Source organism: Xenorhabdus cabanillasii, assembly GCF_003386665.1.
Classification (GTDB): Bacteria; Pseudomonadota; Gammaproteobacteria; order Enterobacterales; family Enterobacteriaceae; genus Xenorhabdus; species Xenorhabdus cabanillasii.
Map to the genome: position 1 here is coordinate 1,305,329 of NZ_QTUB01000001.1, position 22,137 is coordinate 1,327,465.

At 45.9% G+C, this 22,137-nt stretch carries 25 protein-coding genes; 4 read left to right on the plus strand and 21 right to left on the minus strand.

Features of this window, described 5'->3' with window-relative positions:
- Positions 1 to 34: 34 nt before the first annotated feature.
- The 11 genes from BDD26_RS19480 to BDD26_RS06430 all read right to left on the minus strand — a co-directional run bounded on the left by BDD26_RS19480 (position 35) and on the right by BDD26_RS06430 (position 9,270).
- Positions 35 to 211 (minus strand): hypothetical protein, encoded by a 177-nt coding sequence (locus tag BDD26_RS19480; RefSeq protein WP_170140381.1) that lies wholly within the window; start codon positions 209 to 211, stop codon positions 35 to 37.
- On the minus strand, positions 198 to 1,379 hold the full coding sequence (locus BDD26_RS06385; protein WP_176551337.1) for a M20 metallopeptidase family protein: 1,182 nt from the start codon (positions 1,377 to 1,379) through the stop codon (positions 198 to 200). The genes BDD26_RS19480 and BDD26_RS06385 overlap by 14 nt, the downstream gene beginning before the upstream one ends.
- Positions 1,380 to 1,657: 278 nt before the next feature.
- Positions 1,658 to 2,782 (minus strand): DgaE family pyridoxal phosphate-dependent ammonia lyase, encoded by a 1,125-nt coding sequence (locus BDD26_RS06390; RefSeq protein ID WP_038264753.1) that lies wholly within the window; start codon positions 2,780 to 2,782, stop codon positions 1,658 to 1,660.
- Entirely contained in the window at positions 2,766 to 3,920 is a 1,155-nt protein-coding gene (locus BDD26_RS06395) for an amidohydrolase/deacetylase family metallohydrolase (protein ID WP_115825875.1), read from the minus strand. The genes BDD26_RS06390 and BDD26_RS06395 overlap by 17 nt, the downstream gene beginning before the upstream one ends.
- Positions 3,921 to 3,977: 57 nt before the next feature.
- Positions 3,978 to 4,628, minus strand: a complete 651-nt coding sequence (locus BDD26_RS06400) for a DUF4310 family protein (RefSeq protein WP_115825876.1) — start codon at positions 4,626 to 4,628, stop codon at positions 3,978 to 3,980.
- A gap of 2 nt (positions 4,629 to 4,630) precedes the next feature.
- Positions 4,631 to 5,422 carry a DUF4311 domain-containing protein gene (locus BDD26_RS06405; RefSeq protein WP_115825877.1) on the minus strand — a complete coding sequence of 264 codons (792 nt, stop codon included), beginning with the start codon at positions 5,420 to 5,422 and terminating at the stop codon, positions 4,631 to 4,633.
- Between the two features lie 26 nt (positions 5,423 to 5,448).
- The gene (locus BDD26_RS06410; RefSeq protein WP_115825878.1) at positions 5,449 to 5,748 is read right to left on the minus strand and encodes a DUF4312 family protein; all 300 of its coding nucleotides are present in this window, start codon (positions 5,746 to 5,748) and stop codon (positions 5,449 to 5,451) included.
- Between the two features lie 2 nt (positions 5,749 to 5,750).
- Positions 5,751 to 6,131: an SFCGS family glycine-rich protein gene (locus tag BDD26_RS06415; RefSeq protein ID WP_038264743.1), complete on the minus strand. Its 381-nt coding sequence runs from the start codon at positions 6,129 to 6,131 to the stop codon at positions 5,751 to 5,753.
- A gap of 60 nt (positions 6,132 to 6,191) precedes the next feature.
- The gene (locus BDD26_RS06420) at positions 6,192 to 6,530 is read right to left on the minus strand and encodes a transcriptional antiterminator (protein ID WP_038264740.1); all 339 of its coding nucleotides are present in this window, start codon (positions 6,528 to 6,530) and stop codon (positions 6,192 to 6,194) included.
- A 255-nt stretch (positions 6,531 to 6,785) separates the two neighbouring features.
- Positions 6,786 to 8,723 carry a BglG family transcription antiterminator gene (locus tag BDD26_RS06425; protein WP_232217469.1) on the minus strand — a complete coding sequence of 646 codons (1,938 nt, stop codon included), beginning with the start codon at positions 8,721 to 8,723 and terminating at the stop codon, positions 6,786 to 6,788.
- A 4-nt stretch (positions 8,724 to 8,727) separates the two neighbouring features.
- Positions 8,728 to 9,270: a dihydrofolate reductase family protein gene (locus BDD26_RS06430; RefSeq protein ID WP_115825879.1), complete on the minus strand. Its 543-nt coding sequence runs from the start codon at positions 9,268 to 9,270 to the stop codon at positions 8,728 to 8,730.
- Between the two features lie 359 nt (positions 9,271 to 9,629).
- On the opposite strand from BDD26_RS06430, the gene BDD26_RS06435 reads away from it, so the two are divergent.
- The 4 genes from BDD26_RS06435 to BDD26_RS06450 all read left to right on the plus strand — a co-directional run bounded on the left by BDD26_RS06435 (position 9,630) and on the right by BDD26_RS06450 (position 11,869).
- On the plus strand, positions 9,630 to 9,905 hold the full coding sequence (locus tag BDD26_RS06435; RefSeq protein WP_038264734.1) for a PAAR domain-containing protein: 276 nt from the start codon (positions 9,630 to 9,632) through the stop codon (positions 9,903 to 9,905).
- 421 nt (positions 9,906 to 10,326) lie between these two features.
- Entirely contained in the window at positions 10,327 to 10,470 is a 144-nt protein-coding gene (locus tag BDD26_RS19485; protein WP_156933333.1) for a hypothetical protein, read from the plus strand.
- 623 nt (positions 10,471 to 11,093) lie between these two features.
- Positions 11,094 to 11,372: a type II toxin-antitoxin system TacA family antitoxin gene (locus tag BDD26_RS06445; protein ID WP_115825881.1), complete on the plus strand. Its 279-nt coding sequence runs from the start codon at positions 11,094 to 11,096 to the stop codon at positions 11,370 to 11,372.
- Entirely contained in the window at positions 11,369 to 11,869 is a 501-nt protein-coding gene (locus BDD26_RS06450) for a GNAT family N-acetyltransferase (RefSeq protein ID WP_115825882.1), read from the plus strand. Before BDD26_RS06445 ends, BDD26_RS06450 begins: the two co-directional genes overlap by 4 nt.
- Positions 11,870 to 12,007: 138 nt before the next feature.
- Here the strand turns inward: BDD26_RS06450 and paaX are convergent, their stop codons facing one another.
- From paaX to paaC, 10 genes are all read right to left on the minus strand, one after another.
- On the minus strand, positions 12,008 to 12,940 hold the full coding sequence (paaX, locus tag BDD26_RS06455) for a phenylacetic acid degradation operon negative regulatory protein PaaX (protein WP_038264731.1): 933 nt from the start codon (positions 12,938 to 12,940) through the stop codon (positions 12,008 to 12,010).
- A gap of 113 nt (positions 12,941 to 13,053) precedes the next feature.
- A complete protein-coding gene (paaK, locus tag BDD26_RS06460) occupies positions 13,054 to 14,397 on the minus strand; it encodes a phenylacetate--CoA ligase PaaK (protein ID WP_038264729.1) in 1,344 nt (447 codons plus the stop codon).
- A 67-nt stretch (positions 14,398 to 14,464) separates the two neighbouring features.
- Entirely contained in the window at positions 14,465 to 15,694 is a 1,230-nt protein-coding gene (pcaF, locus tag BDD26_RS06465; RefSeq protein ID WP_115825883.1) for a 3-oxoadipyl-CoA thiolase, read from the minus strand.
- Positions 15,691 to 16,194, minus strand: coding sequence for a hydroxyphenylacetyl-CoA thioesterase PaaI (gene paaI, locus BDD26_RS06470; RefSeq protein WP_115825884.1), 504 nt, complete (start codon positions 16,192 to 16,194; stop codon positions 15,691 to 15,693). The genes pcaF and paaI overlap by 4 nt, the downstream gene beginning before the upstream one ends.
- The gene (locus tag BDD26_RS06475; RefSeq protein WP_115825885.1) at positions 16,187 to 17,881 is read right to left on the minus strand and encodes a 3-hydroxyacyl-CoA dehydrogenase; all 1,695 of its coding nucleotides are present in this window, start codon (positions 17,879 to 17,881) and stop codon (positions 16,187 to 16,189) included. Before BDD26_RS06475 ends, paaI begins: the two co-directional genes overlap by 8 nt.
- A gap of 2 nt (positions 17,882 to 17,883) precedes the next feature.
- Complete coding sequence (gene paaG, locus BDD26_RS06480) at positions 17,884 to 18,687, minus strand: 2-(1,2-epoxy-1,2-dihydrophenyl)acetyl-CoA isomerase PaaG (protein ID WP_115825886.1); 804 nt, start codon at positions 18,685 to 18,687, stop codon at positions 17,884 to 17,886.
- A gap of 4 nt (positions 18,688 to 18,691) precedes the next feature.
- Positions 18,692 to 19,465 (minus strand): 2,3-dehydroadipyl-CoA hydratase PaaF, encoded by a 774-nt coding sequence (gene paaF / locus BDD26_RS06485; protein WP_115825887.1) that lies wholly within the window; start codon positions 19,463 to 19,465, stop codon positions 18,692 to 18,694.
- 56 nt (positions 19,466 to 19,521) lie between these two features.
- Entirely contained in the window at positions 19,522 to 20,682 is a 1,161-nt protein-coding gene (gene paaE / locus BDD26_RS06490) for a 1,2-phenylacetyl-CoA epoxidase subunit PaaE (RefSeq protein ID WP_084766475.1), read from the minus strand.
- Positions 20,683 to 20,712: 30 nt separating this feature from the next.
- Entirely contained in the window at positions 20,713 to 21,228 is a 516-nt protein-coding gene (paaD, locus tag BDD26_RS06495; RefSeq protein WP_232217470.1) for a 1,2-phenylacetyl-CoA epoxidase subunit PaaD, read from the minus strand.
- Between the two features lie 105 nt (positions 21,229 to 21,333).
- Complete coding sequence (paaC, locus tag BDD26_RS06500; protein ID WP_115825888.1) at positions 21,334 to 22,137, minus strand: 1,2-phenylacetyl-CoA epoxidase subunit PaaC; 804 nt, start codon at positions 22,135 to 22,137, stop codon at positions 21,334 to 21,336.

Genomic DNA, 22,137 nt, shown 5'->3' on the forward strand with positions numbered 1-22,137 from the left:
TCAAAATATTATCATGGTGAAATACTTTAATGTTTTAATCAGTCTGTTTATTCAAATAATCAAGCATCTGTTCCAACGGATACATCGCTTGTATTACCATTTCATTACGCATTTGCGCTCCCTGTGACAGTAGATTCTGGGCATCTGCCGTTGTTGTGAAGAAAGGATCCTTCCGGCTTTCAGGTGATCCAGCATGATTAATGAGTAACAAGATGAATAAAAATCTGTGTTCCAACCAGCAGACAATCATCGTCAACAAAATAAGGGTTAGAGTGTGGAAAGTTATTTATTCCTTTCGTTTTATTTCCGCTGCCAAGCATGAACATAGCACCTGTGCGATTTTGGGTGGCATTAATCATGTAGCTGAAATCATCACTGCCTGTCGTTGGTCGGCTGTTAGTTTCGATATTTCTTTGTGGCAGGAATTTGCTGGCCGCTTCTATGATTCGCTGGTAAGCATGAGGATGGTTTTCTACCGCGGGATAGGTGACGTAAGCCATTGTGGCTTTGAATCCCCCCGCTTCGCTGCGGGCAATAATTTCTTGAATACTGTTTTTCAGAATCTGGTCGGTCTCTTTATCCATTGCCCGGATAGTTCCCTGAGCCTGAACATGATCGGCAACGGCGTTGGGAATTGTGCCGCCAGTAATCATACCGCAATTGAATACCGCAGGGCTGAAAGGACTGGTTTTTTTGGCAACGATATAGTCCAGATAATCAATGATGCGGCATGCTTCTCGAATGGCATCCAGCCCTCTCTGTGGTGTAGCGCCGTGAGCAGAAACACCGTATACATCCAGTGTCCATGTTGAACCCCATGATGTTACCACACCGCTATTGAGACTGATTGTTCCGGTCTCCACAGCAGCATCGTTGTGCAGAGCATAGACTTCACTAACTCCGTCCATACATCCCAGTTCAACCATTTTATTCGCACCCGGAACACGCATATCTTCTTCAGCCATTTGAAAGATAAAGCGTACGTTGGCATTCATTTCATTCTGATGCTGTGACAGATAATTGGCTGCGGTCAGGGCTACTGTCATATGGATGTCATGACCACAATTATGTGCGCAACCCTCATGGATAGAGCTATGCTCATTATTAGTCATATCGGGCATAGCGAGCGCATCCATATCAGCACGAAATGCAATTAAAGGTTTAGCCGGATCAATAATTAAGTCAGCAATAAAACCGGTATAGCCTGCATAATTTTTAATGGCATAACCAAAACTTGTCATTAAATCATGGCAATATTTTGCAGTTTTAAATTCCCGGCCAGAGAGTTCGGGGATTTTATGTAAATCTTGTCGGGTTTTTTTACTGAACTTTTCTAATGAAAATAATTTTTCACTGACATTGTATTTATTTATAGCCATTATATTCCCCATTATGCCGAAATTAATTTGAGCAATGAAAGACGCATTGAGAAAGTAGTCAGTAGAAACTATCATGAAAACTATGATCACTTGCCATAATATTTTTCTTCAGATCCTTTTCCTTACTTATCAGTCGTCGGAGAATAATAAGACGATTCAATTATGAATATATATTAAATATTTAGGTAATTGAAATCTGAAATATATACCCGTCGTTTTCCAGGTTGCCGCTTTACTGGTTGCAACTTGGAATCCAAAAGATAATGTGCTTTTGGGTGTTAAAATATTTGTCGTTCCTGTATTACAACCCGTCTGATTTCCGCAACAATTGTATCGAGTTGTTCTGTCGAAACACTACGGATATCTGCCTCGACTTTACCTTCATTGGCTTTATATTCCCGAAAATAGATCGCAGTATTGCCTTGCCGGAGTTGTGCCAGAATTTCAAATGTATTTTTATTAATCCTTTGTTCGTCAAAAGTAATCTCAGCCCGTGCTATATCGCGACCAGCGCTGTCCCGGACGATTTTGGCGGATATGCCGGGAATGTGATTAAGTTTTTCAACAAACGGTTCTAATCTTGCGACCATCTCAGTACCGGTTTCTTTTTTGGCTTTAAGGTACTGTTCGATAGCTAATGTCAGGCCAAGAATGCCCTCTTTGCCGATTTTCATGGCACGCCCGATACCGTGGCTTTGCTGTTTAACCCACTCAACATAAGGTTGTCTGCCAATCACCAATCCGCTGGTAGGGCCTTCAATCGCTTTGGCTCCGCTGTAGATCACCAAATCCGCACCTTGCTGGTAATAAAGGGTTAAATCTTCCTCGGCGGCGGCATCCACAATTAAAGGCAGGTCGTGCTGATGTGCGATATCAGCCGCCTGTGCGGCAGTCAGCATACTTTTCTGGACAGCATGGTGTGATTTGATATAGAGGATAGCCGCAGTTTGGGAGGTGATTTTAGCGGCTAGCTGAACAGGAGTGCATTCGTTGGCGAAACCTGCTTCGATGACTCTGCCGCCACCCAATGTCATCATCGTCTCAACAGGAGCGCCAAAGTTTACGTTGTGCCCTTTGGCAATGATGATGTCACGGGGAATGGGTTTCTCTGAACTGTGCAGGTTAAATAACAGGTCATTGTCATCTTTGGTTATCACCGCTGCCACAGATTGGGCGATCCCCGCTGAAGCGCAGGAGACGATAACTGCGTTTTCTACACCAAGTAAATTGGCAATATATGCTCCTGTTTTATTTATCAGGTCATCCATCTCAAAATAATGGTGGAGTCCTGTGGCGACCTGTTCAATCACGTCAGGACGCGGTGTTGAAACTCCGAGTGCGGTCATCCGTCCGGCAGCATTGATGACCTGCCGCAGTTGATATTTTTCATACAGAGATGTCATTGTGAGTGCTCCTGTCGGTCACTATCGGATCTGCCACCACGATATCTGTGCCAGAAATGATAGCGGCAATGGGAATAAATTGTTGAGTGCCGACTCTGACTTCTCCCTCGGCATCCACAAGCTCAATATGTTGATTTTTCAGCTCAAAAATCGTGATGTCACCGTCAAAACCATGTTCCAGTCGGCCTTTGCGTGACAAACGCAGGAAATTTGCTGCATTGATCGTGACACTGTTAAGGACTTGTTCTGGGGAAACTCCCATACTGAGGAATTTATTCATTACGGTAGCGAGGCTATAAACCGGCCCGTCTATCCGGTTTCGTTGGTAAATATCGGAACTGATCATATGGGGATAGGCTGCGGAGCGTATGGCCTGTTCCGCAATCCTGAAGCTGAAACTTTCTGTACCATGCCCTACATCTAAAATGACCCCGCGCTCTATTGCCCGTTGAATGGCGGCTTTCAGATGACCTTCGTTATCAAGGATGCGGTTCGGTTTGCTGTTAAAGCAGTGGGTGATGATATCGCCTTTGGTCAGTTGATCAGCAATTTCCTCCAGATTGGGCGGAGGATTGCCGATATGTACCATCAATGGCAATCCGTTCTTTTGCTGCATCATTTTTGCCTTGAGCAAGGGCTGGAGGCCATTTTCGCCTACCACACTTTTGCTCATACGGGCTTTCAGGCCAATGACAAATCCGGCGTGGCGTTTGACGGCATCTTGCAGGCTGTTATCGTCAATCTGGGTTAAATCTGCCAGTTCGTTCTGGTTCCTGATGCCAGTGCGGGCAATGTTCAGGAAAGCATAAACATGGGTTTTCGCCTTACGGGCAGCATGATAAAAAGGGTCGATATCATCAGCGCCAGCGCTACCTGCATCGACAACCGTTGTGACACCTTTGGTTACGCCGATTAAATCCGGGTCATCGAAATAAAGGGGGGATTTGGGGTAACAATGCGTATGGGCATCAATCCAGCCTGCGCTGATGTGGTAATGACCGCACAAATCAATCTCTTTACTGGCATTCAATCCCGTTGCCACAGCCGGGCCGATATCGATGACCCTGCCATCATTGACGATGATATCAGTGATATCCCCATTGATAAGTTTTCCTTGTCTGATAATTAAGTCATACATGATAGCGACTCTTTAGGTTGATGATTCTTTACGCTAATAGCTCTTTACACAGAATCTTTACGTAGAAAGAGGGAAGAAATAACCGAGTACCATCGCACCCAAAATAGCGCCACCTGCAACCGGTTTTTTCCATAAATAAAAGAGTAGTGCACCAACCAGCGAACCGATACCAATAGGAATAGCAGCCGCCATCGCAGCCAGAATAATTAAAGGGCCGAGAAAACGGCCGGAGGCATTGCCTGCGCCCATCATGACATCTGCCCCAAAGGTGGAGTTTCCCTGATTGACCGTGAATTTTCGGGCAAGAATAATGATCAGGCCGACAGCAATACCCAGTAACATGCCAGTGAGCAATGCAGCCCAGAAATTGGTAATCAGAAAATCAAAACCCCCTGCCAGCAGCAGCGCAGGAACGCCCAGACCGATACCTGTTTGCAGGGCGCCACCGATATCCAGGACCCCAACTAATGAACCTTCAATAATCCGGGCAAACAGGAAACTGGCACCGAATGCAGCCACCGCGCCGTAAGCCCCGGTATCAATGCCGGAGCGCAGCATCGCGACGAATGCCACTTCGTTGAATGCACCGAATCCATACACCACGTACATATGTGTACCGGCAAAAATTCCGGCTGACAGCAGACCAACAAACAGCGGGAATGTCCATTCGGCATACCAGAAATCGCTTTTGTTCAGTTCCGTATTCATGATTATTTTCCACTCAGTAATTGATGGATATGTTGCAGCCAGTTCGGAGTTTCCAGCGTGAAAGCGGTCAGTAGTTTCAGATCGAATTCACGGAAGAATCCGCTGAGGACAAACAGTAAAACGACGGCGACCAGCATGGTTCGGGTTACTTTATTCCAGCCGTTGTCATCGACGCCTTTCCCAAGCAGGATACCGAGAACCAGACCGGGAATGGCATTCCCCATAATCAATTGTGCGCAGCCGCCAAACAAGGTAGCCCAGAAACCGGAGCGGCGGCCGGCATCCATAGCTGCCAGCCAGAACAGTACAGGCATTACGGTATTGACCAGTAAATTAGCCGCAGGCACCAGCACATGGGTGGCGGTAGTTTGTAAAGCTGCCGGAACAGCAGAAGCGGTGGTGTTCAGGAAAGCCACTAACAGTGCACCGACGATCCCACAGGCAATAGCCATTTTTTTGGGGTTGTGCAGAGTTTCTGCCACATTACGGTTTTTGATCATCAGGGCAGCGGCTCCCCAATTGGGGATAATGCGATGATCGACATCTTGAGTGAACGCTCCGGCAGCAACGGAGGAAGCCCAGGCGTTAAAGAAGAAACCAAGTCCAAAAGAGAAGTGGGATGCAGGATCACCTTCGCATGAATTTAATTCTCCTAGTGTGCGGAAAGCGCCCATTCCCTGTACTGTCGGAGCATGGAACATGCGGGCTGCTCCGGCACCGAGGCCAAAACCGCACAGGCCACCGATCAGGAGTGACATACCGAGTATTTCGAGAAATGACGCTGTAGCTCCCATAAGATTTTCTCCATATCAATCAGTCACTACGATAATTGACTGAAATGAATGGCTTGCACATCCAACAAAGTGACATTGACGAAAACATCCAGTACAACGGAATAGCGTTCACGTTGACGAGGCAGGAAAAAGAACAGGAACTTCTCTGTTGTCACTGTGCTGGTGGCTCTGATAATGGCAACATCCTTCGGTTCAATGCGCAGGATCAGGTGGGATGTCCCTTTCAATACCGTGCGTTGTACAGCACTCAGCGCATCAGCAACGGCTTTTTGTTTGGTATCACCGGCACCGCTGACCCTAACCGACGTTTCGAGCACCGACTTCATGATTACCTCTGTTTTTGGCTGTTTGATTTCGTGGATAAAAAAGCCCGCACAAGACGCTCGCCCAGCTCAGCTTTATCCATAAAACCAAATCCAAGCACGGTACAGCCTTCGTGGATGGCGGTTTCGCCTTCTTCAATGGAACGCATACCGTGGCGAATCTTATAGCCATATTTGTTCTGTGCCGTGATTGCGCCGGCACCTCCACTCCCACAGAAAGAGATACCGATATCTCCGTGTTCACTGTGCATTACATCACCCAGTTTCATATCTGCGGCTATGCCGGAAATGACTATTGCTTTGCCGCCAGCGGCTTCAACACCGGCAGCCACATTTTGTCCTTTACCTAAACGATCACCAATTACTACAATAACTTGTTTTTTCATGATGTTATCTCCGAAATACTCTCTCCAAAATGCAATTCCCGAAAACCTTGTTTCTGACAGTTAAGGATTGGAACGTGCAATTTCAAAGTGCACAGACAGCAGATAAATCTCTTCGGCGGCTAATCCGGTCAGGGATTCAACGACTTGAGCAGCCAATGTGATGGATTCTGGAGAAATTTCATCAAACAGAGAATAATCCACTTCTGGCAAGGGTTCTCCTGTTTTGGCTCTCATGACCATCGATTTGACATGAAATTCCAACATCTGTTGCTGAACTTCGGTGGTATAAGTCCCCGCCTCTTCCAGCCATTGACCAATAAGCCTCAGTAATTTTTGGCTGACAACTTCCGGGTCATTAGTCTCTTTTGCCATGTTGAAACGCACAGGGAGATTATTCATAACTGGTTCCCCATCAAATCGACCATTAGGCTAACGTAGTGTTTTTTACAGAGATGACTTTATCGATTTTATTTTCGGCTTTGGAGTTGGCTGATTTCCGTTTCAAAGTGGAAATTAACTGAAAATAGTTAGCCACTGTGGGATCTTGGGGCATATTTGAATAAAAACAGGGAGAGAGAATTTTCTCAACCTGCGAGTCTGGTCACATTATAACTTTAGGTTTCTGTTGATGTTTGATAATCGACTCATATTCATTCAGCGAGAGCGGGTAAGGCTGTCTTTAGCTATCATTTGAAAATCAAGGAAATTTCTGCTGCGCAGTAATCTTTTGGTCGCTTTTTCCCTGACGAATGTAACAAACAGATCATAAATCGCCATGGCTTCTTCATAGTCATCTTTGCTGATAGCAAGCAGGAAAATAACATTTGCCTGCTCTTTTGTTTCCTTGTTCCATTCAATGCCTTTAGGGGCAAGGATGGTGACGACAACCGTTTTTAGTGCCAATAACCCTAATGAGTGCGGCAGCGCAATATTTTCACCTAATAACGTGGAGATAATCGACTCCCGTTCGGTCAATGAAGCGCAGAAATTTTCTTCCACATAGCCGTCTGCCTGTAATTTACGGCAAATCTTTTTAAACAAGTCCTTCTGAGTCATTTCATCTTTGATAATCATGAAATAACGTTCATCAAAAAAACGCTCAAGAATGTAAGGATAGGTCTGATCCTGCATGACCAGTCGCCGGATCTGCTCCAGTTGATAGGAAGTCGGAAATGCGGAGATTTTGGTGACAGGTTTATTTTTTTCATGCAGGCGCAGAGTTGTGATAACGAAGTTCTCTTCCACATACTCTAATAAATCGTATTCGTGAGGCGGCAATACTCGTTGGATACTGAGTTGGGGGAATTCACGGGCAATTTGGGCCTCGATCATCCGTTGGGTAGCATTACCAGCATCGGTGACGATCAGCACATGGTTAGCCCGGCCATAATGACGCTCAAGGCCAACACCGATATGTACAGCCAGATAGCCCAGTTCATCTTCACCAACGACACAAGGAAATTGATCTTCTATACGGCTCAGAGCGCTGACGACCACATCATAAGCGAACGGATAATATTGTTTGATCTCGGCTAACAGCGGGTTTTTCGTATTGATTTTATTCTGTAACCGGCTGATTAATACCGCTAAATGAGTAGCAAGATCGTGTCTTAACTTGCTGTCATGACGTAAGTCATAGTTATAGGATTGACTGATGTAGTTAAGGATATCTCCCACCCATTGATGGCTATCAGTGATTTGACTGGTGAGAGTATTCTGTTTTGGAATTCGCTGAGCAGCGATCTGCCTGCCGAGATAGAATACTTCTGCGGCAGGCATGCCATTGTTCCAAAAGAGACTCAATGCTTTTGAAATTTCATGTACTGCATTCTGGATCGCGTTATCCAGCTCACTGACTGAGCCGGAGGGCAGTCGGTAGCTGTGACTCATTCTGAGAATAGAAACCGCACAGTTGAATATCAGATATTGTCGCCCTTCACTGGTCAGACGGATATCATATCGGGTCAGACTGTTTTGCAGGGTTTTTTCGATACGGGGCAGATCGATATTGGTCAGAATATCCGGTCTGAACTGGCTGAGAGAGGGTTCAAATGCCAGTAAAAAACGGTGGATCAAGGTATCTGTCAGGCAGGCACGAATTAATCTTTCATCGCCACTCAATTTAGTACCCAAATGAGGAATGCTTTCTGGTTGCAGGGGATACTTGTTTAAGATCTGACGTATAACGCCCATATCATGTTGCAGTGTGCTACGGCTGACAGACCATTCTTCCGCAATATCATCCAGTTTGATAGGTGCTGAACCCATTAACAGTTTCAAGAGCAAAGCATCAATGCGATCGTCGGCTGTGCGTGGGATCGTTCTGATTGTCTGTTTTTGTTGGATCAGGGAAGCAAATAGCGAAGGATCGTCAATACGAAGAGCATAACCAATTTTACGTTTATAAAAGATCTGTGCCCCATAATCGTGCAGAATATCATTTAATTCTGTTATATCTGTACGGATAGTCCGGCTGGAAACGCCAAAGCGTTTTGCTAATTCAGCCTGTGGCAATATTGCTGCCTGAACTGCCTCAAAGATATAGACAAGGCGGGAATAGGGGAACAGGGCCACGGCGATACCTTTTTGCAAATAATCATGCTGTTGACTTGATATCCATGATGGTTTCGATTGCGCCACTGTTCAATAATCGTTGTTTATTAGGTACTGCCTGAATCGAACGGCTGACTGGCAGAACGCGAATGCCTGAGCCTAAAAACACGGGAACCGTAGTAATAAACAGTTGTTGTAATTCTCCTGCATCTGCAAAAAATGCAGCCGTTTTTCCTCCACCAATGACCCAGACATCTTTACCCTTAGCCGCCGCTTTTGCTTTGGCAGCAATTTGATTGGCTGAATCATGAGTGACAACAGCATTAATTTCTGCCGGAATGGGCAAATTTCTGGCGGAGAGAATAAAAGAGGGAATATTCTGATACGGCCAGTGACCAGAAGTGTTTTTCATAATCCATTCATAAGTCCCTGCACCTATAATTGCCGCGCCAATGCTTTGATAAAATTTCTCGTAGGGAGTGGCTTCATCGCTGAGGGTAAATGTCTCTAACCAACCTAATTCATGGTTTTCTGTAGCAATATAACCATCCATTGTGGCGGCAACATAATAAACGAGCTTTGACATATCTTTCCTCATTTTTAATTTTCAGGATTTATGAATGTTTGAGAAACTCAATAGGTGTTAAGATAAATTTCTGTTAAATTAATTAATAACTCTATCAGGAGAATCAGAAACCGATTAGCTTTTTTAAGTAATATTTTAGAAATGCATGTTTAAAATTGATGTTTGTCACATAACTTACTGAAATAAAGAGTTTGTCTATATTTTTTATGTATTAATTGTCACAAATACTGAGGATTTCGAGTAAAACAAGATGAATAAATTGATTTTGAATCATGAATAATGATTTCTTTAATCGCTCCGTATTTATAGATAATATATTGATTAATCAAATCACATTAAATTCACTTTAAGGATGAATGATGGCTATTGGATACTTTTTAGTTGTTGGGGATCAGACAACATGTGGTGGTGCTATCTTAACAGGCAGCAGTCAGGTCACTTTCTATGGTAAGCAATCTGCCCTTGAAGGTTCATCGGTCAGTTGTGGCAGATATGGCGGCACTTACCAGATTATTGGTGGTGTCGGGAGTTTTCTCAATCATCAGCAAAAAATGGCCGGCACGCTGGATAGCCGAAGCAGTTGCCCTTGTCAGGCAGGTTTGATTCATTCCATTCCTGATTCTTACTCTAATTAATGTGTGTTAATCAACATCAACAGGCCATGCCATTGCGAATATTACCGATGGCATTTAAATAAAACGGTAATAAATAATTCCTATTGTTGATAATTATACTCTGAAAGATGAAAAGCATAATTAAAAAATAAGTAGAAGGGTTTAGTCAATATCCCAATATTAAATCTGATATAAAGGATAGAATTGATGGTATGGTAGTTACTGCGAATGACGGAACTCATTTGCATTTTTTAGCTTATCGCCAATTAATTACAAGTGCTATCAATATAGTCAGGAGTAATAAAATAGCAAATACAGAAGTTATTGCATGGAGAACTGAAGAATCTGAATCTCCTGGCCCAAATTTTACCAAGCTGTTTTCGTTGTAAGGACAAGATTTTTATAAGTTATCAGATTGTTACCTTAAATAAGGGAATGATATATGAAATATTTAATTGGTTTTATCATAGTATTATTACCTTTTTGGGCTTATCCAAAGCAAGACAAATTGGATTTTAAAGCTTGGGAAGAATCAGGAGGGTGGGGGTTTATAATCGTAAACCAGATAGTTATTTTAATCCGTTGACAATTAAGAGATATAAAGAAAATGACATCCTTGCATTTAGCTATATTATTAAAGTCTTAAACACACAAAATGTAAACAATGACTTTTGTCTGATTGGTTATAAGTTTAATAAGAAAAATGGAAGTAATGAATTTGAACGAGTTATTATTTATTGGGAAACTGCTAATCGTTTAATTAATTGGAAGCTTCCTGATGGAAACTATGATGACAAGTTTAAATCTATTTTATAAAGTAAACCCTTTATTGATATCAGTGATTCAGTTGTTCCATATAAAGAAGCAGAGGGAGCACAAGCTTGATGGGCTAAAGAAGGTGTTATTCAATTGATAGATGATTGTGAATTACACGGGCAAAAAATCACAATAAAACCTTCTGAGATAGTTGATATTAAATAATAGTGAAACTGCTCACAGGCTGTGGGCAGATTTTATTCAAATTGTAAGTAAAGTATACAATTATTGAAATATAAAAAATTGTAGACAGATTGAGTGATAATAAAGAATGGTTCTAAACTTCAAGGGCTATTGGAGTTTGCAAAATAAACAACTGTAATGACTTTGACATTACTGTTCAGGGTGATATTCTTAATCGAAAAATGCTCAATACTCATGCCGAGGTGAACCATGCAAACAGTAAAACGCGATACATTGAATATTCGCATAAAACCAGAAATACGGAACCTGATAGACAAGGCGGCAGCTATTCAGGGGAAGAATCGAACAGATTTTGTGCTGGAAGCTGCCCGTCGCATGGCAGAGGAAACTCTGCTTGAACAAGCAGTTATTTCTGTCAGTCCAGAGGCATATGCCGAATTTTTGGCGCGTTTAGATATGCCTCCACAACCTAATTCACAGCTGAGAAAAACCATGCAAATGGAAAATCCTTGGGATAAGGAACTATGATAGTTTCAGAACCAGGGCTTCTGACCAGCAGCCATCAGCTTGAGGAATTTGACTCTGGTGTTGTTACACTTGATCAGTGGTTAAAAAACCGTGCTTTAAAAAATAATTTAACTGGAGCATCAAAAACTTATGTTGTGTGTAATGAGAGTCGGGTGCTAGCTTATTATTCTTTGGCGGCCAGTGCTATTGTAATTAATACAGCACCTGGTCATTTTAAGCGGAATATGCCTAACCCAATACCTGTTGTAGTGTTAGGGCGTTTGGCTGTTGATCGACGATTGCAGAGAAAAGGGATAGGGCGTGCATTGGTGAAAGATGCTGCCTTAAGGGTAATACAAGCAGCCGATCTTATCGGTATTCGTGGCATGATTATTCATGCACTTTCCGATGAAGCAAAATCATTTTATGAAACTACTGGATTTGAACCATCTCCCTTAGACCCAATGTTACTGATGGCCACACTTACAGATTTGAAAAGAGCTTGTACAACAAATTAGCAGGCGGGTTTCAGAGGCCAAAAGCTGTTAGCAGGGGTTATTTAAATCAAATACTACCCCTTGAGGAACCTGCGAAGCCTGGTTTAACCACTAGGCTTCTGCCATTTCAGACCCCATATTTTTTATCACCGACGGCACTTAAGATCCGCTGCGTAATCCACCAAAACGACGATAATATGCGGCGGCAGGTTGGGGCAGTTTACCTATGGTGGTTTCACATTGTTCACTGATGTACCGTGTTGCGGCAGGACCAATGCGTTGGTAGATGTTGATACATAAATGACGGGCGATTTGTCCTTCCCACTGTGCAGGCAGCAGGGCATCCGGTAATAGTGGATCGCGTAGTACAACACGGCGGTAAAAGTGGATGAGCAAAAGGCGTAGTTGGAAACAGCGTTCTGGTGTCAGTTCATCTGTGTTGCAGTCCTGCAATAGTTTCATCAAAGGACGGAATGAGATGATAAATTCATGGTAGTGCTGAGCGACCTGATCCAGTGACCAACTGGCGGATACCCGCTCTTTCAGGCTCTGTTCTGAACGAGGATAAGGATAATCCGCCCGGAAGTAGATAACAGAGTCACTGGCGTTGAGTTCTCCGAGCAGGGCCGGAATATCACTTTGTGAGCTGCCAGGGGCAGCCATTAATGTACTGTTGAGTTGACCAAATCCAAGCCAGCTCAACTCTTTTTTCAGGCGGGTGCGTTCTTCTTTGTTGCTTTCTTCCAGTAACAGCAAATCCCATTTGCCATCCCATGCAGATTGTTCGCTGAGATAAATTTTACTCTCCGCATGGCGAAATTGGTTCATGCCGCGTTCTGTGATGTGGTAATAGCTACGACGACCTATTTTCTCCACTTCCAGCCAACCCTCTTTTTGCAAACGAAAGACCGATGTTCGCACAAAGCGGTCACTGAATCCCATCGGCTCCAGCAGAAGGCTGAGACTGCCTAGCCAGACTTCACCACCCCGGTGACTGAGGGCATCGCCATACAAGGAAATGATCAGCGATGTTCCGCTAATCGGTTGGGCATCAAGAGCATATTGAATAAAATCGTCGAGTTTGTGTGTCATATTTTGCTATTTTTGAACCAAAACTGTGTCATGACATTAGCATAACTGAGGGGTGTATTTGGAGAAACTACCACCGCTTTCCATAAAATTAGTTAGTCAACAGTGGTAGAAAATTATCTATGCCGACGGTTATCAATCACCCGAACAGCTTTGCCTTCTGAGCGGGGAATGTCTCCGCAGTTGACGATGCTGATTTCTGTATTGATACCGACCATAGATTTAATGTGGTGATGCAGTTGGTGGCAAATGCCACAGCGTTGTTGGAAACTGAGTTGATTAGGTTCTTTCAGTTCGACCTTAACGGTCAGGTTGTCATAATTACCTACGCAGTTCACTTCCAATTGATAGTGTGGTGACAGTTCCCTGAAACGTACAATTTGTTCTTCTATCTGTGAGGGGAAGACATTAATACCACGGATAATAAGCATATCGTCGGAGCGTCCGGTGATCCTGTCCAGACGGCGCATATTGCGGGCGGTTCCTGGTAATAAACGTGTCAGGTCACGGGTACGGTAGCGGATCACAGGCATGGCTTCTCTGGTCAGCGTTGTGAAAACCAGTTCGCCATTCTCTCCGTCCGGCAGTACATTCAGGTTGTCCGGATCAATCACTTCTGGATAGAAGTGATCTTCCCAAATGGTGGAACCATCTGCGTATTCCACTGATTCCATCGCGATACCCGGCCCCATGACTTCGGACAGGCCGTAAATATCCAGTGCTTTGATACCCATGCGTGTCTCTATTTCCTGACGTAGCCCTTCCGTCCACGGTTCGGCTCCGAAAATACCAACCCGCAGGGAACATTGTCTGGCATCGCCTCCCATTTGACGCTCCAGTTCGTCCAGTAGTGTCAGACCGTAGGAAGGTGTCATCATGATGATGTCAGGTTTGAAATCCTGGATCAGTTGTGCTTGTTTTTCCGTTTGTCCTCCAGACATGGGGATCACGGCTGCACCCAGACGCTCAGCACCGTAATGTGCACCTAATCCCCCTGTAAACAGGCCGTAACCGTAAGCAACGTGTACTTTATCTTTGGCTGTTCCCCCAGCGAAACGCAGACTACGGGCGACCAAGTCTGCCCAGTTATCAATGTCCTGTTGGGTATAGCCCACGACGGTCGGACGGCCTGTAGTACCGGATGACGCATGAATACGCACAATTTTTTCCATTGGCACGGCAAAGGTATCAAAAGGGTAGTTATCCCTTAGATCCTGCTTGGTGGTGTAAGGGAATTTTTTGATGTCATCAAGTTGTCTGAAATCACTGGGATGAATGCCGGAGTCATCAAATTTGTGCTGATACATTGGTACGTTGTTATAGGCGTGATGCAGCGTCCATTTTATTTGCTCAAATTGCCGTGTCTGAATTTCATCGCATGAAGCAAATTCAAGAGGATCGAAATGTGCATTGGTGTGTGGAGTAAAGCGTGAGTTGGAATTTTGTATGTTGTTGTTCATCATTTCCCGCCATTTTGTTGATTTGGTTGTAACAGGCTGTTTTTATAGTTATATGCAGGTGTTGCTTTTATGAAATATGTTCGATGATCATGGCGATACCTTGTCCCACTCCAACACACATGGTGCATAAGGCATAACGGCCCGCCCGCCGTTCCAGTTCAAGAGTGGCTGTCAGCGCAAGGCGGGCACCACTCATGCCCAACGGATGCCCTAGCGCAATTGCGCCGCCATTCGGGTTGACATGCTCTGCATCATCCGGTAATCCCCATTGACGAATAACGGCCAGTGACTGGGCTGCAAAGGCTTCATTCAGTTCAATCACGTCCATTTGGTTCAGGCTCAGGCCTGCAAGTGTCAGTACTTTTTCAGTGGCAGGCAGTGGCCCTATCCCCATAATGCGCGGTTCAACACCACTGGTGGCGGTTGCGACAATACGTGCCCGGGGTGTCAGCCCATGTTGTTGAACTGCTGTTTCTGAAGCGATGATCAGAGCGGCGGCTCCGTCATTGATGCCGGAGGCATTGCCGGCAGTGACAGTGCCGTTAGCTCGGAATGGGGTTTTGAGCTTTTGCAACTGTTCGAATGTGGTGTCAGGCCGCGGATGTTCATCCTGTGAAAATAAAGCGGTTTCCCCTTTTTTGCGGGTATCAGGCAGAGTAACAGGAGTGATCTCTTCGGCCAGAATACCGCGTTGCTGAGCTTTAGCTGTACGTTGCTGGCTACGCAGAGCGAAAGCGTCCTGAGCATCCCGGCTGATTTTAAATTGGGCTGCAACGTTCTCTGCGGTTTCCGGCATTGAATCTGTACCAAATTGTTGTTGTATGCGTGGATTAATGAAACGCCAGCCAATCGTGGTATCGAATATCTGCGCTTGACGGCTGAACGCACTTTCTGCTTTGCCCATCACTAATGGTGCCCGGGTCATGGATTCAACACCACCAGCCAGTATCAGATGGGCTTCGCCAGCTTTGATACTGCGGGCCGCAAAAGTCAGTGCCTCCAGACCAGAACCGCACAATCGATTGAGGGTTGTTCCGGGGACGGAATGTGGCAGTCCAGCCAGTAATACCGCCATGCGTGCGACGTTACGGTTATCTTCGCCAGCCTGATTTGCACAGCCGAGGATGACGTCATCAATACCCTGCCAATCTAATCCTTGCTGATCTAATGTGGGATAACGTGCCATCAATGCTTGTAATGGCAGAGCGGCCAGATCATCAGCCCGCAGACTGGCAAGGGCACCACCATAACGCCCGATAGGGGTACGTACTCCATCGCAAATAAATGCATGATTCATGATTTTTCTCTCCGATGCGCTTTAGGAAGAGAGGCTTGGGAAGGAAGAACTTTTGAGGGTTCTGCTAAAACTGAATGACCAGAGCGATGAGCGTGACCACGGAAGAAGGCCACTGTTTTGCCATTCTGATTGGTAACTTTGACGTCATATAACCCAGACGTTTTTCCCTGATGTTGTACCGAAGCGATAGCCGTGAGTTGGTCACCGTTAAAGACCGGACGAGTGAAATCGATACTGCATGCGGAAGCCACAGCAGCAAGTCCTTCACTGTTACAGGCATAGGCGAAAGCCGTGTCAGCCAGAGTGAATATGATGCCGCCATGACAGGTTTTATGGCCGTTGAGCATGGCAGGCTCAACGGCCATGCTTAATTGAGCGATTCCGATATCGATATAATCGATGTGTATACCCATATGGTTGGCGCAAGCATCCTTGGTATACATGGTCTCAATGTAGTGCCGGGCGAGTTGTTTAGCAGAGTTGCTCGTTTTATTAGGCATGATTTTGCTTCTTATATTGATGTTCATGTTGCCGGGCAGACGGGGGCGGCGGTGAGATATGTGGCAGTGAGACATAACCCGCAGCCAGTTGGCGCAGCAAAGATGACGGACGATAACGGGGTTCACCGTAGAATTGTTGTAAGTTTTCCAATGTATTGAAAATGTGCTGCCAGCCAAGCTGGCTCCCCCATGTCAAAGGGCCAATGGGATAATTCACGCCATAACACATTGCCAGATCGATATCTTCGGCGTTGGCGATACCTTTATTAAGAGTATCCAATGCTTCGTTGCACAGCATCGCTACAGTACGCATGGTCAGCAGAGCCGGATAATCCGGCAGTAAGATCACCTGCTTGCTGAGGGCGTGCAGAAAGCTGATCACTTTTGCGGTCTGTTGCTGAGTATTCTGGCAGGCGGCACTGATCGTCATTATCGGAGCAGCCTGATGATTGGCTGATAGATCAAACTGCACTACCGGCATCCCAGTTTCATCAGTAAGTTGTGAGCTCATTTTCCCTGTTGCCAGCATAAATATAACGTCATCAATCTGTAATGCTGGTGATGGCAGCTGAATATTTTCGCTTTTTTCAGCAGCAATTTTATTTGGGTGTAATAATCCGTGTTGCTGTAACAGCGCGGTAAAGTGCGGCAGGGCAGACCAATTACCGGTTATTTTAATTTGTTCAGGTGATATTAGTGCTGTCGGCGATGTTTCTGTCATTATCTCCGTAATGGAGGGAATAAATTGTTGTTGTGCTTTGTCAGCGTAACCCTTGCCCGCGTAAACATAAAATCCCCGGCCACTTTTACGCCCCAGATGACTGGCTTCCACCAGCTCTTTTTGTCGTAGTGATGGCTGAAAACGTGTATCACCGTAGAAAGCCTGGAACAGGGATTCGGTCACAGCGTAATTAACGTCATGGCCAATTAAATCGGTAAGCTGCAATGGCCCCATCGCAAAGCCGCCGGAGTTTTTCATAACAGCATCCAGTGTTGCGGGAGAAGCAATTTGTTCTTCCAGTGCACGCAGGGTTTCCGCATAAAAAGGGCGTGCGATACGGTTGACGATAAAACCGGGTGTGGAACGACAAATGACAGGCTGTTTTTGCCAGTCGATCACGAGACGTTTAAGGGTTGCTATTGTCTGTGGGGAAGTTTCTAACCCCTGTACAATTTCTACCAGTTTCATCAATGGTGCAGGGTTGAAAAAATGCAGTCCTGCCATACGCTGAGGCGCTTCCAGCACGCGGGCAATTGCAGTAATTGACAACGATGAGGTGTTACTGGCAAAAATGGTTTGTTCTGAACAGAGGGGTTCCAGTTGGCGGAACAGATCCTGTTTAGCTTCCAGCTTTTCGATAATCGCTTCAATGACCAGTGCGCTTGGTTCCAGTGAATGTAATGAATCTACCAGAGTGATACGTTGCAACAGTGCCTGGGTTTTGCCTGCATCTGCCTTGCCTGCTTCGACACGTTGATGCAGGCGGGTGCGGAGTGTATCCAGCGCACATTGTGCCGCTTCACTATTTACATCAAATAGCAGGACAGTATGTCCTGCCTGAGCTGCTACCTGAGCAATGCCGATACCCATCGTGCCTGCCCCAATCACAGCGATTGGGCCTTCTGGTATTGATTCATTGAGTATTGAATTATTAAATATTGGACGATGATGTACAGGCGTATTCATGATTATCTCCCTTTGAATTGTGGTTCGCGTTTTTCTATGAATGCGTTAACGCCTTCCTGGAAGTCTTCAGTGTGTCCACACTGGCGCTGTAGATCGCGTTCGAGATTAAGTTGTTCATCTAACGTATTGCTTGCCGCTGCGTAAGTGGATTTCTTAATACACGCAAGAGAGAATGTTGGTTGGGTTGCCAGGCGTTGCGCGATTTCCCAGGCTTTCTCCTCTAACTCATTAGGCTCGAAAACTTGCCAAATCATTCCCCATTCCAGTGCCTGTTCAGCGGTGATTTTGTCTCCTAACAAAGCCATTCCCATGGCACGGGCATGGCCAATATGATGAGGCAGGAACCAGCTACCGCCTGCATCCGGTGTCAGACCAATACGACAGAAAGCCTGAATAAAGCTGGTGTCGCGGGCTGCGATCACAATGTCACAGGCCAAAGCGACAGAGAGACCGGCTCCTGCGGCTACACCATGTACAGCACAAACCACAGGCTTGGGTAAGGAAGTCAGACGGCGGATCAGCGGATTGTAGAAAGTTTCAATGGAATAACCGAGATCAGGAGTGCCACCTACATTGATAACAGCGTTGCGATCGTTTAAATCCTGCCCCGCACAAAAGCCACGTCCGGCTCCTGAGAGCAGCACACAGCGTACCGATTCATCCTGTTCAGCGATCTTTAGTGCTTCACTGAGTTGCCGGTGCATTTCCTCGTTAAAACTGTTTATACATTTGGGACGGTTGAGTTTAATGCTAAGGACACCTGCTTTAACTTCAGTGAGGATCGTGGTTTTATTTTCATTTTCCATCTAACTAGTACCCTTTAAATGTTGGATTACGTTTTTCAAGGAAGGCCGAAATACCTTCCTGACGGTCGGCTGTACCTGCCAAAGCGATAAAGTGTTGGCGCTCGGCAGACAGCCCCTGTGACAGGCTGGTTTCGTGTGCAGTCCTGAGCGCAGCCTTAGCCGCCCGCAATGCCAGTGGCGAAAATTCACTGATGCGGTTTGCTATCTGTTGTGCACGCTTCAACGTCAGGTTATCGATACAGACTTCACTCACTAACCCCGCTTGCAGTGCCTGATGAGCATCAATAGCTTCACCTGTTAATATCATCTGGCTGGCAAGGGCCTTGCCAACACTGCGAATAAGTCTCTGTGTACCTCCCGCGCCCGGCATTAATCCCAGAGTGATTTCCGGCAGGCCGAAGCGGGCACTCTCACCGCAGATCACCAGATCACAGGCCAGTGCAAGTTCACAACCCGCGCCGAGCGCATAGCCATTAACAGCGGCTATTATCGGTTTGCTGATATTGTTCAGACGTTGCCAGAGTTGAGGACGACGATCAGTTATTGCGGTAGCAACGGTCTGCTGCTGTAGTTCTTTGAGATCGGCACCCGCCGCGAAACAGCGCTGTGAGCCGGTAATGATAATAGCGCCGATGCCGGCATCGGTATCTGCCTGCTCCAGATGCTGTACAAGCTGTTCCAGACAGTCATTACTGAGAGCGTTGCGCACTTCCGGACGGTTGAGAGTCAGTGTGCGTACCTGCTGTTGCTGCTGACATAAAATCCATTCTTGGTTCATGGTGGCTCCTGATTTATGACCATTTTTTCTTGAAAATTTCTTATTGATGAGAAATCTTAGACGTCAAAATCAACAACGACACCGTCGCCTTTCGGCCACGACTGACAGCTTAAAATATAGCCGGAAGCCAGTTGGTCCGGCTCCAGGCTGTAGTTCACTCCCATCTCCACTTCACCGGATTTGAGCCGGCATTTACAGGTGGCGCAAACCCCGCCTTTACAGGCGTAGGGTAAATCTGCTCCCTGACGCAGGGCTGCATCAAGAATGCTGTTATCCTCAGCGTTCATGACAATATTCAAGATGCGGCCATCCAGATGAATTTCGACACGGGTTTCATTGCGTTCGATCAGATTGTCTGGACGGGAAGTGGAGTAAAGGGGACGATTCCCCGTGTTGAAACGTTCACTATGAATGTGTTCAGACGGCATGCCCGCCTGCTCAAGTGCTATTTTGGCATCATCCAGCATAGCTTCTGGCCCACAAAGAAAGGCGTGGTCAAACTGTGCAAATGTGAGCAGGGTTTTGCCGATACGTAAGAGACTTTCTGCATTGATACGACCGTTGAACAGCGGGCTGTCAGTAGTTTCCTGACTGAACAGGTATATCATCTGAAAACGTTGCAGATAGCGGTTCTTGAGATCAGACAGTGCTTCTTTGAACATCACCGAGCGACTGGTACGATTACCATAAATCAGAGTAAAAGCACTCTCTGGCTCCAGTGCCAGAGTGCTTTTGATAATCGACAGGATAGGCGTAATCCCGGAACCCGCTGCAATAGCCAGATAATTTCTCCGCGTATCAGGATCAGGACGATGACCGAAATTACCTTGTGGCTGCATGACGTCTAATTCATCGCCAACGTTCAATTGTTGGTTGATAAAGGTGGAAAAGCGCCCCTGATAAACGGCCTTGACGCCGATTTGCAATACATTATCCAGTGGTGAACTACAGATGGAGTAACAGCGGCGTAGCTCTTCTCCATCTACCTTTGCTTTGAGTGTCAGATGCTGACCGGGTTGATAGTGAAAGAATTCTCTTAATTTATCGGGTACATGCAGCGTGACTGCAACAGAATCAGGGGTCTCCCGCTCAATAGCGGTAATACGTAAGCGATGAAATTGCGTTCGCTGAAACGGTGTCCGCCGGAGTTGCGTCCGGTAAGATTGTTCCTGTTGAAGCTGTTTTTGTTGAGAACCGGGACGATGAAGAATAGTCATCTGCTGCTCCCTTGTTAAATACATGCAAAATTAAATACATTTGAAATAATCGAAGGGTTCCAGGCATTGTCGGCAGCGATAAAGCGCTTTGCAGGCGGTGGAACCGAATTCACTGATTTTTTCCGTCTCATGACTGCTACAACGGGGGCAGATGATGGATTCTGTATCTGCCGGTTTCTCACAGGCTGAGCCTTGCGGCGGCGCGATACCGGATTCACGTAAACGTTGTCTGGCATCTGCATTCATCCAGTCAGTTGTCCATGCCGGACTCAGACTCACATCGACATGCACTGGCGAGAACCCTGACTGAGTCAGTGTTGTGTGGATTTCATTGACCAGAAATTCTGTCGCCGGGCAGCCTGAATAAGTCGGGGTGAATATCACCTGCCAGCCTGTTTGACCGGCTTGCTCAGTGTGGAAAGGCAGAACAGCCCGTACCATACCGAGGTCGGTAATAGATAGTGTTGGCAATTCTGGATCGGCAATCTGATGTAAACACTGCCAGATCTGATGGACTTCCGGCTGCTGCAATACTATTAGTTGCAACGTATTTAGTTGCAACGTATTTAATTGCAACGTATTGAATTGCTGTTCCATCACTTTCCCCTAATCTCATTGAGTCTGGTTATCGGATTTAGTTATCAGCCCCAGTTACCAGTTACAGTCTGGGTAAGTCCGTTGCAAAAACTGCATTTCTGCCAGTATGTAACCCAAATGTTCTGTATGTTGCCCTTGTTTGCCACCCTGTCGATAAGGTATTTCCTGTGGTATGTCTAACGTGGCTTGCGCAAAGGTCTCTTTGACGATTTGTTGCCACGGCTCATATAGTGTGCGGGGATCGATGGCAATTCCGACCTCAGCAAGCTGTTGTTCCACTTCATCACAGTGGAAGAGTTCGCCGGTAAAGCGCCACAATTGATTGACAGAGTCTTGCATTTTCTCGTGGCTTTGTTCTGTGCCATCTCCCAGACGGATCATCCAGCCACGGCTGAAACGCAGGTGATATTCCACTTCCTTCAATGATTTATTGCTGATGGCGGCTAACTGAGAGTCCTGACTCTGCCCTAATGCCTGATAAAGTAAGACGTGATAGGCATCAATGAAAAACTGGCGTGCCAACGTATCGTTAAAGCCACCATTAGGTTGCTCCACCAGCAAAAGATTGCGGAATTCTCGTTCCTCACGACCAAAAGCCAGTTTATCTTCATCAACATCTGTCCCGTGATTTGTTCCGTAAAGCGTGGCGGCATAACTGAGAAAGTTACGTGCCTGCCCCAGTAAATCGAGACCAATATTGGACAGCGCTAAGTCAATCTCCAGCTCTGGTGCATGACCACACCATTCACACAGGCGTTGTGCCAGAATCAGCGGGCTATCTGCCAGACGCAGTACGTAGCTAACAAGGATATCGTTAAAACGCGTCTGGCCGGGTGAAGCAACACGAGATGTATTCAT

What these genes read in the sequence shown, in the direction of transcription:
- BDD26_RS06435 (WP_038264734.1), top strand. Translation starts at nt 9,630, where the DNA reads ATGGCTATTGGATACTTTTTAGTTGTTGGGGATCAGACAACATGTGGT.
- BDD26_RS06400 (WP_115825876.1), bottom strand. Translation starts at nt 4,628, where the DNA reads ATGAATACGGAACTGAACAAAAGCGATTTCTGGTATGCCGAATGGACA.
- BDD26_RS06385 (WP_176551337.1), bottom strand. Translation starts at nt 1,379, where the DNA reads ATGGCTATAAATAAATACAATGTCAGTGAAAAATTATTTTCATTAGAA.
- paaG (WP_115825886.1), bottom strand. Translation starts at nt 18,687, where the DNA reads ATGGAAAATGAAAATAAAACCACGATCCTCACTGAAGTTAAAGCAGGT.
- BDD26_RS06450 (WP_115825882.1), top strand. Translation starts at nt 11,369, where the DNA reads ATGATAGTTTCAGAACCAGGGCTTCTGACCAGCAGCCATCAGCTTGAG.
- BDD26_RS06420 (WP_038264740.1), bottom strand. Translation starts at nt 6,530, where the DNA reads ATGAATAATCTCCCTGTGCGTTTCAACATGGCAAAAGAGACTAATGAC.
- paaX (WP_038264731.1), bottom strand. Translation starts at nt 12,940, where the DNA reads ATGACACACAAACTCGACGATTTTATTCAATATGCTCTTGATGCCCAA.
- BDD26_RS06395 (WP_115825875.1), bottom strand. Translation starts at nt 3,920, where the DNA reads ATGTATGACTTAATTATCAGACAAGGAAAACTTATCAATGGGGATATC.
- paaK (WP_038264729.1), bottom strand. Translation starts at nt 14,397, where the DNA reads ATGAACAACAACATACAAAATTCCAACTCACGCTTTACTCCACACACC.
- BDD26_RS06415 (WP_038264743.1), bottom strand. Translation starts at nt 6,131, where the DNA reads ATGAAAAAACAAGTTATTGTAGTAATTGGTGATCGTTTAGGTAAAGGA.
- paaF (WP_115825887.1), bottom strand. Translation starts at nt 19,465, where the DNA reads ATGAACCAAGAATGGATTTTATGTCAGCAGCAACAGCAGGTACGCACA.
- BDD26_RS19485 (WP_156933333.1), top strand. Translation starts at nt 10,327, where the DNA reads ATGAAATATTTAATTGGTTTTATCATAGTATTATTACCTTTTTGGGCT.
- BDD26_RS06445 (WP_115825881.1), top strand. Translation starts at nt 11,094, where the DNA reads ATGCAAACAGTAAAACGCGATACATTGAATATTCGCATAAAACCAGAA.
- paaE (WP_084766475.1), bottom strand. Translation starts at nt 20,682, where the DNA reads ATGACTATTCTTCATCGTCCCGGTTCTCAACAAAAACAGCTTCAACAG.
- BDD26_RS06475 (WP_115825885.1), bottom strand. Translation starts at nt 17,881, where the DNA reads ATGAATACGCCTGTACATCATCGTCCAATATTTAATAATTCAATACTC.
- pcaF (WP_115825883.1), bottom strand. Translation starts at nt 15,694, where the DNA reads ATGAATCATGCATTTATTTGCGATGGAGTACGTACCCCTATCGGGCGT.
- paaI (WP_115825884.1), bottom strand. Translation starts at nt 16,194, where the DNA reads ATGCCTAATAAAACGAGCAACTCTGCTAAACAACTCGCCCGGCACTAC.
- paaC (WP_115825888.1), bottom strand. Translation starts at nt 22,137, where the DNA reads ATGAATACATCTCGTGTTGCTTCACCCGGCCAGACGCGTTTTAACGAT.
- BDD26_RS06405 (WP_115825877.1), bottom strand. Translation starts at nt 5,422, where the DNA reads ATGGGAGCTACAGCGTCATTTCTCGAAATACTCGGTATGTCACTCCTG.
- BDD26_RS06410 (WP_115825878.1), bottom strand. Translation starts at nt 5,748, where the DNA reads ATGAAGTCGGTGCTCGAAACGTCGGTTAGGGTCAGCGGTGCCGGTGAT.
- BDD26_RS06390 (WP_038264753.1), bottom strand. Translation starts at nt 2,782, where the DNA reads ATGACATCTCTGTATGAAAAATATCAACTGCGGCAGGTCATCAATGCT.
- BDD26_RS06430 (WP_115825879.1), bottom strand. Translation starts at nt 9,270, where the DNA reads ATGTCAAAGCTCGTTTATTATGTTGCCGCCACAATGGATGGTTATATT.